General features: G+C 50.8%; 10 protein-coding genes and 2 pseudogenes. 7 read left to right on the forward strand and 5 right to left on the reverse strand.

What is annotated here, in order from left to right:
* Positions 1 to 198 precede the first annotated feature (198 nt).
* Complete coding sequence (gene rutR, locus QUE34_RS06270; protein WP_000191701.1) at positions 199 to 837, forward strand: HTH-type transcriptional regulator RutR; 639 nt, start codon at positions 199 to 201, stop codon at positions 835 to 837.
* 39 nt (positions 838 to 876) lie between these two features.
* Here rutR and putA read toward each other — a convergent pair whose 3' ends face one another.
* Positions 877 to 4839, reverse strand: coding sequence for a trifunctional transcriptional regulator/proline dehydrogenase/L-glutamate gamma-semialdehyde dehydrogenase (gene putA, locus QUE34_RS06275; RefSeq protein WP_105268730.1), 3963 nt, complete (start codon positions 4837 to 4839; stop codon positions 877 to 879).
* A gap of 54 nt (positions 4840 to 4893) precedes the next feature.
* Here putA and QUE34_RS06280 point away from each other — a divergent pair, with 54 nt between their 5' ends.
* The 6 genes from QUE34_RS06280 (at position 4894) to phoH (ending at position 12254) form a co-directional block, all read left to right on the forward strand.
* Positions 4894 to 5103, forward strand: coding sequence for a hypothetical protein (locus tag QUE34_RS06280; RefSeq protein WP_000979515.1), 210 nt, complete (start codon positions 4894 to 4896; stop codon positions 5101 to 5103).
* Between the two features lie 158 nt (positions 5104 to 5261).
* Positions 5262 to 6770, forward strand: a complete 1509-nt coding sequence (putP, locus tag QUE34_RS06285) for a sodium/proline symporter PutP (RefSeq protein ID WP_105268731.1) — start codon at positions 5262 to 5264, stop codon at positions 6768 to 6770.
* 665 nt (positions 6771 to 7435) lie between these two features.
* The gene (gene efeU / locus QUE34_RS06290; RefSeq protein WP_000497942.1) at positions 7436 to 8266 is read left to right on the forward strand and encodes an iron uptake transporter permease EfeU; all 831 of its coding nucleotides are present in this window, start codon (positions 7436 to 7438) and stop codon (positions 8264 to 8266) included.
* Between the two features lie 57 nt (positions 8267 to 8323).
* Positions 8324 to 9451: an iron uptake system protein EfeO gene (gene efeO / locus QUE34_RS06295; protein ID WP_000154382.1), complete on the forward strand. Its 1128-nt coding sequence runs from the start codon at positions 8324 to 8326 to the stop codon at positions 9449 to 9451.
* A 5-nt stretch (positions 9452 to 9456) separates the two neighbouring features.
* Positions 9457 to 10728 (forward strand): iron uptake transporter deferrochelatase/peroxidase subunit, encoded by a 1272-nt coding sequence (efeB, locus tag QUE34_RS06300; RefSeq protein WP_032302836.1) that lies wholly within the window; start codon positions 9457 to 9459, stop codon positions 10726 to 10728.
* Positions 10729 to 11465: 737 nt separating this feature from the next.
* Complete coding sequence (gene phoH / locus QUE34_RS06305; RefSeq protein ID WP_000533536.1) at positions 11466 to 12254, forward strand: phosphate starvation-inducible protein PhoH; 789 nt, start codon at positions 11466 to 11468, stop codon at positions 12252 to 12254.
* A 49-nt stretch (positions 12255 to 12303) separates the two neighbouring features.
* Here phoH and pgaD read toward each other — a convergent pair whose 3' ends face one another.
* From pgaD to pgaA, 4 genes and pseudogenes are all read right to left on the reverse strand, one after another.
* Positions 12304 to 12717 carry a poly-beta-1,6-N-acetyl-D-glucosamine biosynthesis protein PgaD gene (pgaD, locus tag QUE34_RS06310; RefSeq protein WP_001061101.1) on the reverse strand — a complete coding sequence of 138 codons (414 nt, stop codon included), beginning with the start codon at positions 12715 to 12717 and terminating at the stop codon, positions 12304 to 12306.
* Position 12718: 1 nt separating this feature from the next.
* On the reverse strand, positions 12719 to 14044 hold the full coding sequence (pgaC, locus tag QUE34_RS06315; protein ID WP_000610451.1) for a poly-beta-1,6-N-acetyl-D-glucosamine synthase: 1326 nt from the start codon (positions 14042 to 14044) through the stop codon (positions 12719 to 12721).
* Positions 14037 to 16060 (reverse strand): annotated as a pseudogene (gene pgaB, locus QUE34_RS06320) (poly-beta-1,6-N-acetyl-D-glucosamine N-deacetylase PgaB). The gene pgaC and the pseudogene pgaB overlap by 8 nt, the downstream one beginning before the upstream one ends.
* 8 nt (positions 16061 to 16068) lie before the next feature.
* A pseudogene (gene pgaA / locus QUE34_RS06325) lies at positions 16069 to 17037 on the reverse strand (poly-beta-1,6 N-acetyl-D-glucosamine export porin PgaA); the annotation flags it as partial.
* Positions 17038 to 17118 lie beyond the last annotated feature (81 nt).

Genomic DNA, 17118 nt, shown 5'->3' on the forward strand with positions numbered 1-17118 from the left:
AAGCGGATGCCAGTTTTTAAAAAGTGAATGTTATTAATGTGTTAATGTTAAGTTGTCTAAAATATCTGGAAAAAAGTGGACTAAACGGTCAAAACAGTTGCACATAAAACATGCATCCGTGCGCGATGAGAGTGCAGAAGGTCGAGGCCGGGCAGGGGTTTTGCTATCCTGTTGCCAATCTACAAGAGGGGAGAGCGCATGACGCAAGGCGCAGTGAAAACAACGGGTAAACGTTCGCGCGCAGTGAGCGCGAAGAAAAAAGCGATTCTTAGCGCAGCACTGGACACTTTTTCGCAATTCGGTTTTCACGGCACAAGGCTGGAGCAGATCGCAGAGTTGGCAGGCGTTTCAAAAACCAATCTGCTGTATTACTTTCCGTCAAAAGAGGCGCTGTATATAGCCGTACTGCGGCAGATTCTCGATATCTGGCTGGCACCGTTAAAAGCGTTTCGTGAAGATTTCGCCCCGCTGGCGGCGATCAAAGAGTACATCCGTCTGAAGCTGGAAGTCTCACGCGATTATCCGCAGGCTTCGCGCCTGTTCTGTATGGAGATGCTGGCAGGCGCGCCGTTGTTAATGGATGAACTGACGGGCGATTTGAAGGCATTAATTGATGAGAAATCGGCGCTGATTGCCGGTTGGGTAAAAAGCGGCAAACTCGCGCCGATTGACCCGCAGCATTTGATTTTTATGATTTGGGCTTCCACTCAACATTACGCCGATTTCGCCCCTCAGGTGGAGGCGGTGACAGGCGCGACGTTGCGCGATGAGGTATTTTTCAATCAAACGGTTGAAAACGTGCAGCGGATTATTATTGAGGGGATTCGACCACGTTAATGATGCCGGAGGAGGTTATAGCATCCTCCGGCAACCTGCTTAACCGATCGTCATTAAACTGGCGTTACCGCCAGCGGCAGCGGTATTCACGCTCAGCGAGCGTTCGATATACAGCCGTTCCAGAAGGATATTGCTTTCACCACGGGCAAAACCCTGCACTGAAACAATTGCACCATCCCGTGCGGCAACGGCTTCACACAATGCGCGAAGCTGATCCGAATCACCGTGGAAGATCACCGCATCAAAGGGTTGAGCGGTTATATTTTCCGCTTTCGCCAGTTGAATACGTTCGCTGACTGCCGATGGCAATGCCTTCACTAACTGACGATGCAGCGTGTCATCCGGCCACAGTACCTGGCTGCCCACCGCCAGCACGGCGGCGAGCTGAGTCAGCGCATCCTGTTCATCATCCGCGATACACAATACGCGCTCACGCGGCAGCAGCGTCCAGGTGTTGCGTTCACCCGTCGGCCCTGGCAGCAATCGTTGTGTTCCTGCCTGCGCCAGCTCGCCATATTGCGTACATAACGCCTGCAATTCTGGACGATTTGCTGCCCATTCCCGCAGTGCATTTAGCGGCTGAGTCAATGCGGCTTTCAACTGCGCATCGACCGGATACTCTGCATCCTGACGCGCGAGCGTCACCGCCAGCGCACTTTCCGGGCGATTCGCCAGCAGACGGTAGAGATAGAGCGGACCGCCTGCTTTCGGCCCGGTGCCGGACAACCCTTCGCCGCCGAACGGCTGCACACCCACCACTGCGCCCACCATATTACGGTTAACATACAGATTACCGACATGGGCCGAGCCAGTGACCTGGGCAATGGTTTCATCAATACGTGTATGAACGCCAAGCGTCAGACCATAACCGGAAGCGTTAATCTGCTCGATCAGCTCTGGGAGCTGGTTACGGTTGTAACGCACCACATGCAGCACCGGACCAAAGACCTCTTTTTGCAATTCGGCAAAATCATCCAGTTCGATCAGCGTCGGGGCGACAAAGGTGCCACTTTGCCATTCGCGGGCATCTTCACTGTTTTCCCGCACCGCCTGGAACACCGGACGGCCTTTGCTACGCATGGTCTGAATATGGCGCTCAATATTGGTCTTCGCTTCGCCATCAATCACCGGACCGATATCGGTGGTCAGGCGACCCGGATTACCCATCCGGCATTCGGCCATTGCACCGCGCAGCATTTTTAACGTGTGGTCGGCAATTTCATCTTGCAGACACAGCACGCGCAGCGCCGAACAACGCTGACCTGCACTGTCGAAGGCCGAGGCCAGTACATCCACGACGACCTGTTCGGTCAGGGCGGAGGAATCGACAATCATCGCGTTCATGCCGCCGGTTTCCGCAATGAGTGGAATTGGGCGGCCCTGAGCGTCCAGGCGGCTGGCGATATTGCGTTGCAGTAACGTAGCGACTTCGGTTGAACCGGTAAACATCACCCCGCGCACGCGATCATCACCTGTCAGTTGCGCGCCTACGGTTTCACCCTGACCGGGCAACAACTGCACCACGCCTGGCGGTACACCCGCTTCCAGCAAAATGGCAATCCCTTGTGCGGCAATCAGCGGCGTTTGTTCTGCCGGTTTTGCCAGTACGCTGTTACCTGCCGCCAGTGCGGCAGCGATTTGCCCGGTGAAAATCGCCAGCGGGAAATTCCACGGGCTGATACACACCACAGGCCCTAATGGACGGTGGGTTTCGTTAGCGAAATCATCCCGCACCTGTCCCGCGTAGTAGTGGAGAAAATCGACGGCTTCACGCACTTCGGCAATGGCGTTACTGAAGGTTTTTCCGGCCTCACGTACCAGAATACCAATCAGTTGCTGCATCTGGCTTTCCATCAGTACGGCAGCGCGATGCAAAATCGCCGCGCGTTCGGCCGGAGGCGTGGCAAACCAGATTGGCGCGTTATTAACTGCACTTTCCAGCGCCTGTTCTACTTCACGCGGTGTGGCTTCACGTACATAGCCCACAATATCTTTCGGTTCCGCCGGGTTGATAACGGGTGACATTTCACCAGCCGCGACCGGTTGTTCCAGCATTGGCATGGCCTGCCATTTTTGCAGTGCACTGTTGAGCAGGGCTGAGGAGAGCGAGGCCAGTCGGTGTTCGTTGGCAAGATCCAGCCCTGCCGAGTTGTCGCGCCCGTGACCGTAAAGATCGCGCGGCAGGGGAATTTTCGGATGGGGTAATCCAGTTTGCCCTTCCTGCTGCGCCAGTTTTTCTACTGCAGTGACTGGATCGGCAACCAGTTCATCCAGTGGCAAAGAGGTATCAGCAATACGGTTAACAAACGAGGTGTTAGCACCGTTTTCCAGCAGGCGACGCACCAGATATGCCAGCAGTGTTTCATGGGTACCGACCGGAGCATAAATACGACACGGTCGGTTAAGTTTACCGTCGGCAACTTTCCCGGTGACCTGCTCATACAGTGGCTCGCCCATACCATGCAGGCACTGGAACTCGTACTGACCCGGATAGTAGTTTTGACCCGCCAGTTGATAAATTGCCGCCAGCGTGTGGGCGTTGTGCGTTGCAAACTGCGGGTAAATGAGATTTGGCACCGCCAGCAGCTTTTTCGCACAAGCGAGATAAGAAACATCGGTATACACCTTGCGGGTATAAACCGGATAACCTTCAAGGCCGTCCATTTGCGCACGTTTGATTTCACTATCCCAGTACGCGCCTTTCACCAGGCGAATCATCAGACGACGACGGCTGCGGGTGGCGAGATCAATCAGGTAATCGATCACCAGCGGGCAGCGTTTTTGATAAGCCTGAATAACAAAACCGATGCCGTTCCAGCCTGCCAGTTCAGGCTCGAAACAAAGCTTTTCCAACAGATCGAGGGAGATCTCCAGACGATCGGCCTCTTCGGCATCAATGTTAATACCAATATCGTACTGACGCGCCAGCAAGGTTAATGATTTCAGACGTGGGTAAAGCTCTTCCATTACCCGATCGTACTGGGCGCGGCTGTAGCGCGGATGCAGCGCCGACAGCTTGATTGAAATGCCCGGACCTTCATAAATGCCGCGACCATTGGAGGCTTTACCAATGGCGTGAATCGCCTGCTGATAGGAAACCATATACGCCTGCGCGTCTGCTGCGGTCAGTGCGGCTTCGCCCAGCATATCGTATGAGTAACGGAAACCTTTCTCTTCCAGCTTGTGGGCATTGGCTAACGCTTCCGCGATGGTTTCACCAGTGACGAACTGCTCGCCCATCAGGCGCATCGCCATATCCACACCTTTGCGGATTAGCGGTTCGCCACTCTTACCGATAATGCGATTCAGCGAACGGGAGAGGCTGGCTTCGTTATGGGTAGAAACCAGTTTGCCGGTAAACAGCAGCCCCCAGGTGGCAGCATTAACAAACAGCGACGGGCTACGACCAATGTGTGACTGCCAGTTACCGTTGCTGATTTTGTCGCGTATTAGCGCATCACGGGTGGCTTTGTCGGGAATACGCAATAGTGCTTCCGCCAGACACATCAGCGCCACGCCTTCCTGCGATGATAGCGAAAACTCCTGCAATAATCCCTGAACCATGCCTGCGCGACCACTGGCATTTTTTTGATTACGTAGTTTATCGGCCAGTTGATACGCCAGTTTATGCGCCTGTTCAGCAACCGGCTGCGGCAGGCGAGCTTGTTCCAGCAGCATAGAAACCGCTTCGGTTTCCGGGCGGCGATAGGCGGCGGTGATAGCCGCACGGGAAACCGACTGTGGCAAAATTTGCTCGGCAAAGTCGAGGAATGGCTGGTGTGGTTCCTCTGCCGGATTCGGTACTTCATCGCTCTCATTGGCCGCGCCAGAAAGCAGCGCAGGTAGCTCCGGCAGAGTATCGCTGTTTTCCAGTTGTTCAAGATAAGAAAAAATCGCCTGCTTAATTAACCAGTGCGGTGTGCGATCGATACGTGTCGCGGCAGACTTAATGCGTTCACGCGTCGCGTCGTCCAGCTTAACCCCCATGGTGGTGGTTCCCATGCCATTACTCCTGTTGTTCTGAAAGGTGCAACTTAACGTTATCGTGAAATATCCATGATGTTGCAACTTTGTGCAACCATGTTAAATGTGACCTGCGTAGCAAGCTTAAAAATGAATGAAATGTTAATAAAAGAAATCGATATGACAGGGATTAAAAAAATAACTCAGACTTTTTCTCTGCGGCAGTTAACATTTTTGAAAGGTGCAACCGCAAAAAATGTGAGGGAGTGCAACCTGATGAAAAATAGTATCGCTGAGCACTAAAATTTAATGTAAATGGTGTGTTAAATCGATTGTGAATAACCAGCGCTTCCGGCAGGATACGGTCGCCCTGGGAAAACATAAACTCTGTTACCCCGTTCCGGTGGCAGATATAACGGCAAGTTTCGACATTGCCGATAATAATTTTTTGGAGACTTTAGATGGCTATTAGCACACCGATGTTGGTGACATTCTGTGTCTATATTTTTGGCATGATATTGATTGGGTTCATCGCCTGGCGATCAACCAAAAACTTCGACGACTATATTCTTGGCGGTCGCAGCCTTGGGCCATTCGTGACGGCATTATCGGCAGGTGCGTCGGATATGAGCGGCTGGCTGTTAATGGGATTACCGGGTGCAGTCTTTCTTTCCGGGATTTCCGAAAGCTGGATCGCCATTGGCCTGACATTAGGCGCGTGGATTAACTGGAAGCTGGTGGCCGGGCGCTTGCGTGTGCATACCGAATACAATAATAACGCCTTAACATTGCCGGATTATTTTACCGGGCGTTTTGAAGATAAAAGCCGTATTTTGCGCATTATCTCCGCGCTGGTAATTTTGCTGTTCTTCACCATTTATTGTGCTTCGGGCATTGTGGCTGGCGCGCGTCTGTTTGAAAGCACCTTCGGCATGAGCTACGAAACGGCTCTGTGGGCGGGAGCTGCGGCGACGATCCTTTACACCTTTATTGGCGGCTTCCTTGCGGTGAGCTGGACTGACACTGTACAGGCCAGCCTGATGATTTTTGCCCTGATCCTGACGCCGGTTATCGTGATCATTAGCGTCGGTGGGTTTGGCGACTCGCTGGAAGTGATCAAACAAAAGAGCATTGAAAACGTGGATATGCTCAAAGGGCTGAATTTTGTCGCCATTATCTCGCTGATGGGCTGGGGGCTGGGTTACTTCGGTCAGCCGCATATTCTGGCGCGTTTTATGGCGGCGGATTCTCACCACAGCATTGTCCATGCGCGTCGTATCAGCATGACCTGGATGATCCTCTGTCTGGCAGGCGCGGTGGCGGTCGGTTTCTTCGGCATTGCATACTTTAACAATAATCCAGCGGTTGCCGGTGCGGTAAACCAGAACTCTGAGCGCGTGTTTATCGAACTGGCACAAATATTGTTTAACCCGTGGATTGCCGGGATTCTGTTGTCGGCGATTCTGGCGGCGGTGATGTCGACGTTAAGTTGCCAGCTGCTGGTGTGCTCCAGTGCGATTACCGAAGATCTGTACAAAGCATTTCTGCGTAAACATGCCAGCCAGAAAGAACTGGTGTGGGTAGGGCGTGTGATGGTGTTGGTGGTGGCGCTGGTGGCAATTGCGCTGGCGGCGAATCCGGAAAACCGTGTGCTGGGCTTAGTAAGCTACGCGTGGGCAGGCTTCGGTGCGGCGTTTGGTCCGGTGGTGCTGTTCTCAGTGATGTGGTCACGCATGACGCGTAACGGTGCACTGGCGGGGATGATCATTGGCGCGCTGACGGTTATTGTCTGGAAACAGTTCGGCTGGCTGGGTCTGTACGAAATTATTCCGGGCTTCATCTTCGGCAGTATCGGGATTGTAGTGTTTAGTTTGCTGGGTAAAGCGCCGTCAGCGGCGATGCAAAAACGCTTTGCTGACGCCGACGCGCACTATCATTCAGCGCCGCCGTCACGGTTGCAGGAAGGGTAAGTGACTTAGCCTGCGGCGGTTTTGTTTGGCTTCAGCAGCGGGTTGCGCTCCCTTAATGTGCCTCGCCATATAAATTGAATGGTGCAGGGAGCGCGCAGGGGGCGGCCAATCGCCGCCGCCCCCTGCACCCCCGGGCTCTGGCGAACAAAATCGCCGCTGCGCGGTACCTTCAGCTTATCCCCTTCGGCTACCGGGTCGGGCGCGAGGTAACGTCCTGTAAGACGCGCCCTCAGCCCACATCCATGTGGGCTGCCCCGGCCTTCGGGGAACGCTTCAGCGATTTTGACGCCACCAACACCCGAGCTGTTATTATGTTCCGGGCAAAAAGTTAGATTTGATAATCGCGGATGGACGAAATTGCTTGATACACCCGCTTATCAGTTTTACATGGAAGCTCTGATGCATTGAGTCTGGACAGTTTTGTCGGCTGGATAAGGCGTTTACGCGGCATCTGGCAAGAACACATGGCTCGTTGTAAACAATCCCATCTTTGTACCTGGAATAATCGTTTATATCCCCTGGCATTACCTCTCTTTGTTTACATTCCAACATCATTTTATAAACATTCCGCTTGTGTTTTTCTTCACCGTAATGATAATCGCTATCACTGCGATTTACTTTTCTTTGCATAGATTGACTCAGAAAAACGTTTAAGGGTGGGTGGCATGTTTGTTCCGTTTCTCATTATGTTGCGCGAAGGACTTGAAGCCGCGCTGATTGTCAGCCTGATTGCCAGCTATCTTAAGCGTACCCAGCGAGGTCGATGGATTGGTGTCATGTGGATTGGCGTGTTGCTAGCCGCTGCGTTGTGCCTGGGGCTGGGTATCTTCATTAATGAAACCACCGGCGAATTTCCGCAAAAAGAGCAGGAATTGTTCGAAGGTATCGTGGCGGTGATTGCCGTGGTGATCCTCACCTGGATGGTTTTCTGGATGCGTAAAGTGTCGCGCAACGTCAAAGTGCAACTGGAACAGGCAGTCGATAGCGCATTGCAGCGTGGGAATCATCATGGCTGGGCGCTGGTGATGATGGTCTTTTTTGCCGTTGCAAGGGAAGGGCTGGAGTCGGTCTTTTTCCTGCTGGCGGCGTTTCAACAAGATGTCGGGATCTGGCCTCCGCTGGGTGCAATGCTCGGTCTTGCTACAGCCGTGGTGCTCGGCTTCCTGCTCTACTGGGGCGGTATTCGCCTCAATCTTGGCGCGTTTTTTAAATGGACCAGCCTCTTTATTCTCTTCGTCGCCGCAGGGCTGGCGGCAGGTGCTATTCGCGCGTTTCATGAAGCCGGGCTGTGGAACCACTTTCAGGAAATCGCCTTCGATATGAGCGCGGTGCTCTCAACTCACTCGCTTTTCGGTACGCTGATGGAAGGTATCTTTGGTTATCAGGAAGCGCCGAGCGTCAGCGAAGTCGCCGTCTGGTTTATTTATCTCATCCCGGCGCTGGTGGCATTTGCTCTGCCGCCGCGCGCAGGGGCGACAGCGTCTCGCTCCGCGTAACGAAAATGACGCAAACTTTTGCTTAGTTACAACATACTTTAAAGGGATAGTCTCGTCATGACCATTAACTTCCGTCGTAACGCATTGCAGTTGAGCGTGGCTGCGCTGTTCTCTTCTGCTTTTATGGCTAACGCCGCTGATATTCCGCAGGTCAAAGTCACTGTGACAGATAAGCAGTGCGAACCGATGACCATTACGGTTAACGCCGGGAAAACACAGTTCATTATTCAGAACCATAGCCAGAAGGCGCTGGAGTGGGAGATCCTCAAAGGCGTGATGGTGGTGGAAGAGCGGGAAAATATCGCCCCTGGTTTTAGCCAGAAAATGACGGCGAATTTACAGCCTGGCGAATACGATATGACCTGCGGTCTGCTGACTAACCCGAAAGGGAAGTTGATCGTCAAAGGTGAAGCAACGGCGGATGCGGCGCAAAGTGATGCGCTGTTAAGTCTTGGTGGTGCAATTACTGCATATAAAGCGTATGTCATGGCGGAAACCACGCAACTGGTGACCGACACCAAAGCCTTTACCGACGCTATTAAAGCAGGCGATATAGAAAAAGCGAAAGCACTGTATGCGCCGACGCGCCAGCACTATGAGCGCATCGAACCGATTGCTGAGCTGTTCTCTGATCTGGATGGTAGCATTGACGCCCGTGAAGATGATTACGAGCAAAAAGCCGCCGATCCGAAATTCACCGGTTTCCACCGTCTGGAAAAAGCCTTGTTTGGCGACAATACCACCAAAGGAATGGATCAGTATGCTGACCAGCTTTATACCGATGTGGTCGATTTGCAAAAACGCATCAGTGAACTGGCTTTCCCACCTTCAAAAGTGGTCGGCGGCGCAGCCGGACTGATTGAGGAAGTGGCAGCCAGCAAAATCAGCGGTGAAGAAGATCGCTACAGCCACACCGATCTGTGGGACTTCCAGGCTAACGTTGAAGGCTCGCAGAAAATTGTCGATCTGCTGCGTCCACAACTACAAAAAGCCAACCCGGAACTGCTGGCAAAAGTCGATGCTAACTTCAAAAAGGTCGATACCATTCTGGCGAAATACCGTACCAAAGACGGTTTTGAAACCTACGACAAATTGACCGATGCCGATCGTAATGCGCTGAAAGGGCCGATTACTGCGCTAGCGGAAGATCTGGCGCAACTTCGCGGTGTGCTGGGGCTGGATTAAGCGTTATGCAGTATGAAGATGAAAACGGCGTGAATGAACCGTCACGCCGACGTTTACTGAAAGGGATTGGCGCGCTGGCACTGGCGGGAAGTTGCCCGGTAGCGCATGCGCAAAAACCACTAAGTGCGCCGGGGACGCTTTCACCGGATGCGCGCAGTGAAGCGCAGCCGTTTTATGGCGAACATCAGGCGGGTATTCTGACGCCGCAGCAGGCCGCAATGATGCTGGTGGCGTTTGATGTGCTTGCCAGCGATAAAGCTGATCTTGAGCGATTGTTTCGCTTGTTGACTCAGCGTTTTGCTTTTCTGACTCAGGGCGGAGCGGCACCAGAAACGTCAAATCCACGCCTGCCGCCACGCGATTCCGGCATTCTTGGCGGCTACATTGCGCCCGATAATCTCACCATCACGTTATCGGTGGGCCACTCATTGTTTGATGAGCGTTTTGGCCTTGCGCAGCAGATGCCGAAAAAGTTGCAGAAGATGACACGTTTCCCTAACGACTCGCTTGATGCGGCGTTATGTCATGGTGATGTGTTGCTACAGATTTGCGCCAATACCCAGGACACGGTGATCCATGCACTGCGCGATATCATCAAACACACGCCGGATTTGCTCAGTGTGCGCTGGAAGCGGGAAGGGTTTATTTCCGACCACGCAGCGCGTAGTAAAGGCAAAGAGACGCCGATTAATTTGCTGGGCTTCAAAGACGGCACTGCTAATCCTGACAGCCAAAATGCGAAATTGATGCAAAAAGTAGTGTGGGTGACGGCAGATCAGCAGGAGCCTGCGTGGGCTATCGGCGGCAGCTACCAGGCGGTGCGTTTGATTCAGTTTCGAGTGGAATTTTGGGACAGAACGCCGCTGAAAGAACAGCAGACAATTTTTGGTCGCGACAAACAAACCGGCGCGCCGCTGGGAATGCAGCATGAGCATGATGTGCCTGATTACGCCAGCGATCCGGAGGGGAAGGTGATCGCGCTGGACAGCCATATCCGGCTGGCGAATCCCCGCACGGCGGAGAGCGAGTCCAGCCTGATGCTGCGTCGTGGCTACAGTTATTCGTTGGGTGTTACCAACTCCGGGCAACTGGATATGGGGTTGCTGTTTGTCTGCTACCAACACGATCTGGAAAAGGGCTTCCTGACAGTACAAAAAAGGCTCAATGGTGAAGCGCTGGAGGAATACGTTAAACCCATCGGCGGCGGTTATTTTTTTGCGCTGCCGGGGGTGAAGGACGCGAGCGATTATCTTGGAAGCGCATTATTGCGAGTTTAATTTTTAGAGGCGGATAAGGCATTTACGCCGCATCCGGCGTTCGTGCGCTGATGCCTGATGCGACGTTTGCGCGTCTTATCATGCCTACAATCGGTGCGGGTTCGGTAGGCAGGATAAGGCGTTCACGCCGCATCCGGCGGTAATGCGCTGATGCCTGATGCGACGCTTGCGCGTCTTATCATGCCTACAATCGGTGCGGGTTTGGTAGGCAGGATAAGGCGTTCACGCCGCATCCGGCGTTCGTGCGTTGATGCCTTATGCGAATCCTGCTGAAAGCACACAGCTTTTTTCATCACTGTCATCACTCTGTCATCTTTCCAGTAGAAACTAATGTCACTGAAATGGTGTTTTATAGTTAAATATAAGTGAATATATTGTTGCAATGAATGCGAGATCTGTTGTAATTATTAAGTAGCAGCGGAAGTTCCCGGCAGTGATAGTCAGTCACTATGGAGATCGCGGATGGTAACGTCCTGTACTGGACAATGTTTTGTTAAGCAACGCTCCACCACTCGCGGAGATTTCTCCTCCGGTAGCAACTTCGTCACTCTGTATTTTTCTCACTTCCTCACTTTACTCGTGTTACCGACGCCGCAAACGGTGTGCGTAGCCGTTTTTCGGCATTTTATCCAACAGCAAACTATGGCTTACAAGGAAGCCAACCCTCTGATGTTCGTGCGCATAATCGCGCTGCCAACGGCGCGTGTGATGAATACAAACAACTCAAGGTGCTCTCCATGGGAAGACAAAAAGCAGTGATCAAAGCTCGTCGCGAGGCAAAACGTGTGCTGAGACGGGATTCGCGCAGCCATAAGCAGCGTGAAGAAGAATCGGTCACCTCGCTTGTGCAGATGAGCGGCGTAGAAGCCATTGGTATGGCCCGCGACAGTCGCGATACCTCGCCCATCCTCGCGCGAAATGAAGCGCAATTGCACTATCTGAAGGCTATTGAGAGTAAGCAGCTGATATTCGCCACCGGCGAAGCCGGGTGCGGAAAAACCTGGATCAGCGCAGCAAAAGCGGCAGAGGCCCTGATACATAAGGATGTCGACAGGATTATCGTCACCCGTCCAGTTCTGCAAGCCGATGAAGATCTTGGCTTCTTACCTGGAGATATCGCAGAAAAGTTTGCTCCCTATTTTCGTCCGGTCTACGACGTGCTGGTCCGGCGCTTAGGGGCTTCCTTTATGCAGTACTGCCTGCGACCGGAAATAGGGAAGGTGGAAATCGCGCCGTTCGCCTATATGCGTGGACGTACCTTTGAAAATGCAGTCGTCATTCTTGACGAGGCGCAGAATGTGACTGCCGCGCAAATGAAAATGTTTTTAACCCGCCTCGGGGAGAACGTGACGGTTATCGTCAACGGTGATATCACGCAATGCGATTTGCCTCGCGGCGTGCGCTCCGGATTAAGTGACGCGCTAGAACGTTTCGAAGAAGATGAAATGGTCGGGATCGTCCGATTCGGTAAAGAGGATTGCGTACGTTCGGCACTTTGCCAACGTACGCTACATGCATACAGTTAAGTGTATTATCGGCGCAGAGCCCGGGCGAACCGGGCTTTGTTTTGGGTGTTTATGCCCGGACTAGCGCTTTTTCTGAAACAACCATTTTTATTTGCCCTTGGCTGGTGAAGTGTACGCTCATCCTGTGGCTTTTTTGTAGTTGCTGATAGAGCTCATCAGGTATTGCTAAGCTCTCTGCATATTCTTGCGGCGTATATTGGTAGGCTGCATGATGCTGCTGTTTTTGAAAACGCAGCTTATTGTACAGCGCCCAGACAATTAACACGACGGCATTCGCCACTGCCAGCAAAAAATAGAACTGAAGTCGGCTTCTGGCCTCACTTTGCCAGTAATAACCCGTCAGCAGATCCATGGTGAATAAGAATATGAACAAAGCAAATAATGTCCATAAGATGGTTGTGGCAACATAATCAACCATTAAACGTACTGGCGATTGTCGGGTCGTAATAATTAAATTGTTCATATTAACCTCTCAGAATCCCTCGATCGGGACTTACCCAACGGGCGCGTTGCTTTTTAGGCATCAACATGACTCGTGTAAATGATACCAATGTCGTTGCCAGGCTCAGCATCCAGAAAATAACCGGGAACCAAATAATCCAGAAAAGCGATGAAGTCAGATTATGCTCATAGCGATTCTCGATCATCAGGCTGACAATAAATTGCAGTAAACATAACGTACACAATAATATTCCGGCAGTATGTGTCGCAGCGATATGTGTCAATTCAATATTTAACGGTACACCTGCAAGTTGGACTGCGTAAATAATGAAACCGACCAGGCAGGTAAAGGCCCATATTGTCGTCAGACAGTATTCAAAAAACAGTGGCCACATTCGAAAGTTTTCTTTGCGCCATAGCCTTGTCATATTTTTGAGGAATACTTCTGCACCGCCCTGAGCCCAGCGCAGGCGCTGTTTCCACAGCCCTTTTAACGTTTCAGGCATTAATATCCAGCACAGCGCCCGTGGCTCGTAAAAAATCGTCCACTGATTCAACTGCAGCTTCCAGCTAATATCAATATCTTCGGTGATCATATCGTCACTCCAGTAACCCACTTCTGCCAGGGCGCTGCGACGAAATGCGGCAATAACACCAGAAACGGTAAATACGTTTCCATAGATACGCTGGGTTCGCTTGATCAAACCAATAATTGAGGAATACTCGCCAACCTGAATTTTACCCACCAGGGTAGAACGTGTTCGAATACGAGGATTACCGGTTACGGCACCCACACGCGGGTTGTACAACATCGGTTCCACAATATATGCCGCCGCATCGCGGTCTAATAACGCATCGCCATCAATGCACACCAGATATTCACTTTTCGCCGCGGCAGCTCCGGTTTTAAGCGCAATGGCTTTCCCCTGGTTTTGCGCCAGATGAATGACCCGCAGGTGGGGAATTTGTGCAGCCATGCGATCCAGGATGGCACGGGTTTTGTCTGTTGAACCGTCATTTACGGCAATAACTTCAATGTTCTCATAACGCTGTGCTAAAGCGGCGTGTATGGTTTCCTCAACGTTTTTCTCCTCATTAAAACAGGGAATGATAATGGAGATAGACGGATTATCTTTCAACTGGGGAGCTGGTGCGTTTTCTCCCCACGGCCAGTGGCGTTCACGATAGACCCAGAAATAGACGCCGCCAACAATCCACATAATGGACATAAAAAACGGCCAGAAGAAAACGAACCTCATCATCAGTTCACCAGAGTGAAAGTACGCTACGCATAGGGGTATGCATAACACCAGACATAATATAAAAAACGATACGATGCGATTAATCATTTTTCGGATACCAGGCTGTTGAAAACTCAGGACGAATAACGTCTATTTCAGGTTGGTTATGCAGAAAATTGTCGGGATAATAACCATAGTTTTTCATTCCATTCAGTTGTAATAGGCTCATCCAGTGAGCGAGTTGTTGCGAAGAAATAGCCTGATGCTGACCATTTTTCTGCCAGTTTTGTGCCTGTAATTCTAAAATAGATTTGTCTTTAGCCTGAGGGATGTTTTTAATTTGATTGGTCAATTGTATTAACCATTGGTCAGCCGATTTTTCTGCGACACCTTCCATATAAGGCATAGCCATAATAGCGGTCCAGTCATAGCTTTTTAGGAAATCAGCATAATTCTGTGCAAACCAGGCTTCACTTTCAGGTTGTATTACCGGAAGTGCAAAAATATTTCGTGCAGTTTTAACATGTGGACCGCGAATGGCTTTTACGCGCGCACTAAGTTCTAAAGTGAAGTCAGTTAACGCACGACTTTTAAAGCGGGTCCACTGTTTAAATTGCTCCGGGTTTTGTCGAATTTCGCTCAGACTCCCGCTAAAGCCTGCTTGCTGATAAGCCGTGATAGCCGGTGCACTGGCATCTTCATAATCTGAAAGCAAAGCATCATCGTGGAACAATATGCCATCAAAAGCAGCATGTCCGGCAAGATCTTCATATAACATGCCAACTTGTGCTCTGACCCTGTCATCAAAAGGAGATAGACGGCGATATTGTTCAGGATGAATTTGTGCTTTTTTCTCCCCTGTTGGTAAATATTTTACTCGCGTTAATGTGGGATCTAAATCCCAGCTTAATACCGGCATCCACGCATAGATGTTTACACCTGAGCGGGTACGTAATTGCCAGGCAACCCGACTAAAAATATCTGCTTTCATTGGTAGCAAACGATTTGGAAACCAGACCTCTTTGACCAGCCCATCACCATCGGGATCAGCAAATGCCTGCAAATACACGGTTGATATTTGCATATCTTTCACCCGCTGAATTAGCACATCAATATTGCGATCCATTTGCTGGCGGTTTTCGTCATAAACGTAATCAAGATCGATATGCATTACCCGTTGTGATGATTTTTCCTGTACGGTAATAATTTGCTGGGCAAACTCTTTTAATGAGGGATTATTGGCGATTAATACTCGCGGAATGGAATCCAATTGTGACGCATTTGCCAAACCTGATTCAAGGGTGAAGAACATGTCATAACCGAGTTTTTTTAATTCCTCTATCGCTATGCCATTCGCTTCGCCATAAGGCCAAACAAAAACGTGTGGATTTACCTTAGCCTTTGTACGCAGGTATTCCGTCATTTTTACAGCATCCAGACGAATTCTTTCCCGGTATTCTGCTGCGGTTTCATACCGTGCGTGGTCAGTAAAATATGCACGATTTACATATACAGGCAATAAGCTGCCGGTGGCATTAGCCTGAATACCGTAGTGAGAATTCCATGTATGAGAAGCGACCTCAACGAGCCGGGAACGCGCAACTTCTCGCACTTGTTGCCACGTGGCAAAATATTCTCGATCGACCATCTCATCGCCAAATTTTACTTGTTCATCCGCTGGCGTATCGACCCAACTGCCGACGGGGGCCCATACAGCAGGCCACTGGAAGGCCTGAAGAATTGGGAAGACGCGGGTATAAAAACTCTGGTAGCCGTCATCAAAAGTCAGCACTACTGCTTTTTCCGGTAGCGGTTTTCCTCCTCGATGTGCTTCACGAATTTGAGCAATACTGACCGGTTGATAACCGTTCTCGCGCAGCCAGGCAAATTGTTCACGCAGTGCTGATGTCCGCACTGACATAAAACGCTGGTCGGCAGCTTCGTCTTCAACGTTATGCCATGAAATCGCCACAAAACCATTATGCGGCCACGGTTGCTCGGCGAGTAAAGATTCGCGATCCTGTGGCGGTATGGTATAAATGATGTTCTTGACTGGCTAATGCACGCAGTGAGCATAATTATACTCACCAGCATCAGGAGATATTTATTTCCATTACGTAACATATTTATCCTTAAAATCTGAATGTCATATCGAATTCAACGTATAAGTTGTGTTCTCTGTCACCGTCATAAGGTCGTTTTTCCCAGCGTAGCGTTGCGCCAGCATCAATCACGTTATTCCAGCTAATGCGTTGCCCGTAGCCGAGTTGGGTGACGACATCCGTGCCATAATGTTTTTGCCAGGAGGCACCAACACCTGCGCTGAAGATTTGCTCCCAGCTATTTTCATAGCTTCGCCATAACAAATGACTTGCCTCAAATGCCGGAACAATATCGAACATTTTTATAGGGTTGTAGTATGGGGTGTCGTGTTCTGTATTTTGTTCGTAATACAGATTGGGGAGGAAATCGACAATCAAATATGGTGAAGACCAGATGCGTTCCTGACCCTCAAGTGAGACTTCATGACGCTGATTACTGTCAGAAAAATCAGTGAAAGCCCAAGAGACACCGTACTTACGCCGCTCATTTTGATACCAGCGAACATAAGCCTGTGCACTGTTGCCTGTAACACCATTTTTCATTGCCCGTAATGGAACGCGGTGAGAGAGGCGTTCCAGTTGCGAACCAATACGCCAGTTATCATTAAAATCATACCAGCCAGACAGGCGCGCGCCGGGTTTATGCTCATGATTGAAAAAGCGTTCGGTGTACTCCGCCTCAAGCCAGATATTACGTGACCGCCACTCAACACCCGCAAGCCAGTCGCGAATAATCCCTTTTCCTTCGCTAAATTGTCCATCGGCATAACCGAATCCAGCAAAACCGCGCCAGTTATCATTCAGCGGTGGTGAATAAACGATGGTGGTTAAGTCGACATCATGTTTGCCACTATCCGGACCTTCGGCATCAATTCCTGTTGAACCAGCGATACGAAGCTCTGCAAGATTATGTACATCAACCGCACGTTTTAAACGTACAACGCCGGGATCTTGCGGTTCACGTTCGACAACATCGTGCGTTAAGACCGCTGTAGACTGGCCCCCTGAATCTCCAGACAACCAGTATCACTTAAATAAGTGATAGTCTTAATACTAGTTTTTAGACTAGTCATTGGAGAA

Origin of the sequence: Escherichia sp. KS167_9B, assembly GCF_030295215.1 — a bacterium.
Classification (GTDB): Bacteria; Pseudomonadota; Gammaproteobacteria; order Enterobacterales; family Enterobacteriaceae; genus Escherichia; species Escherichia coli_F.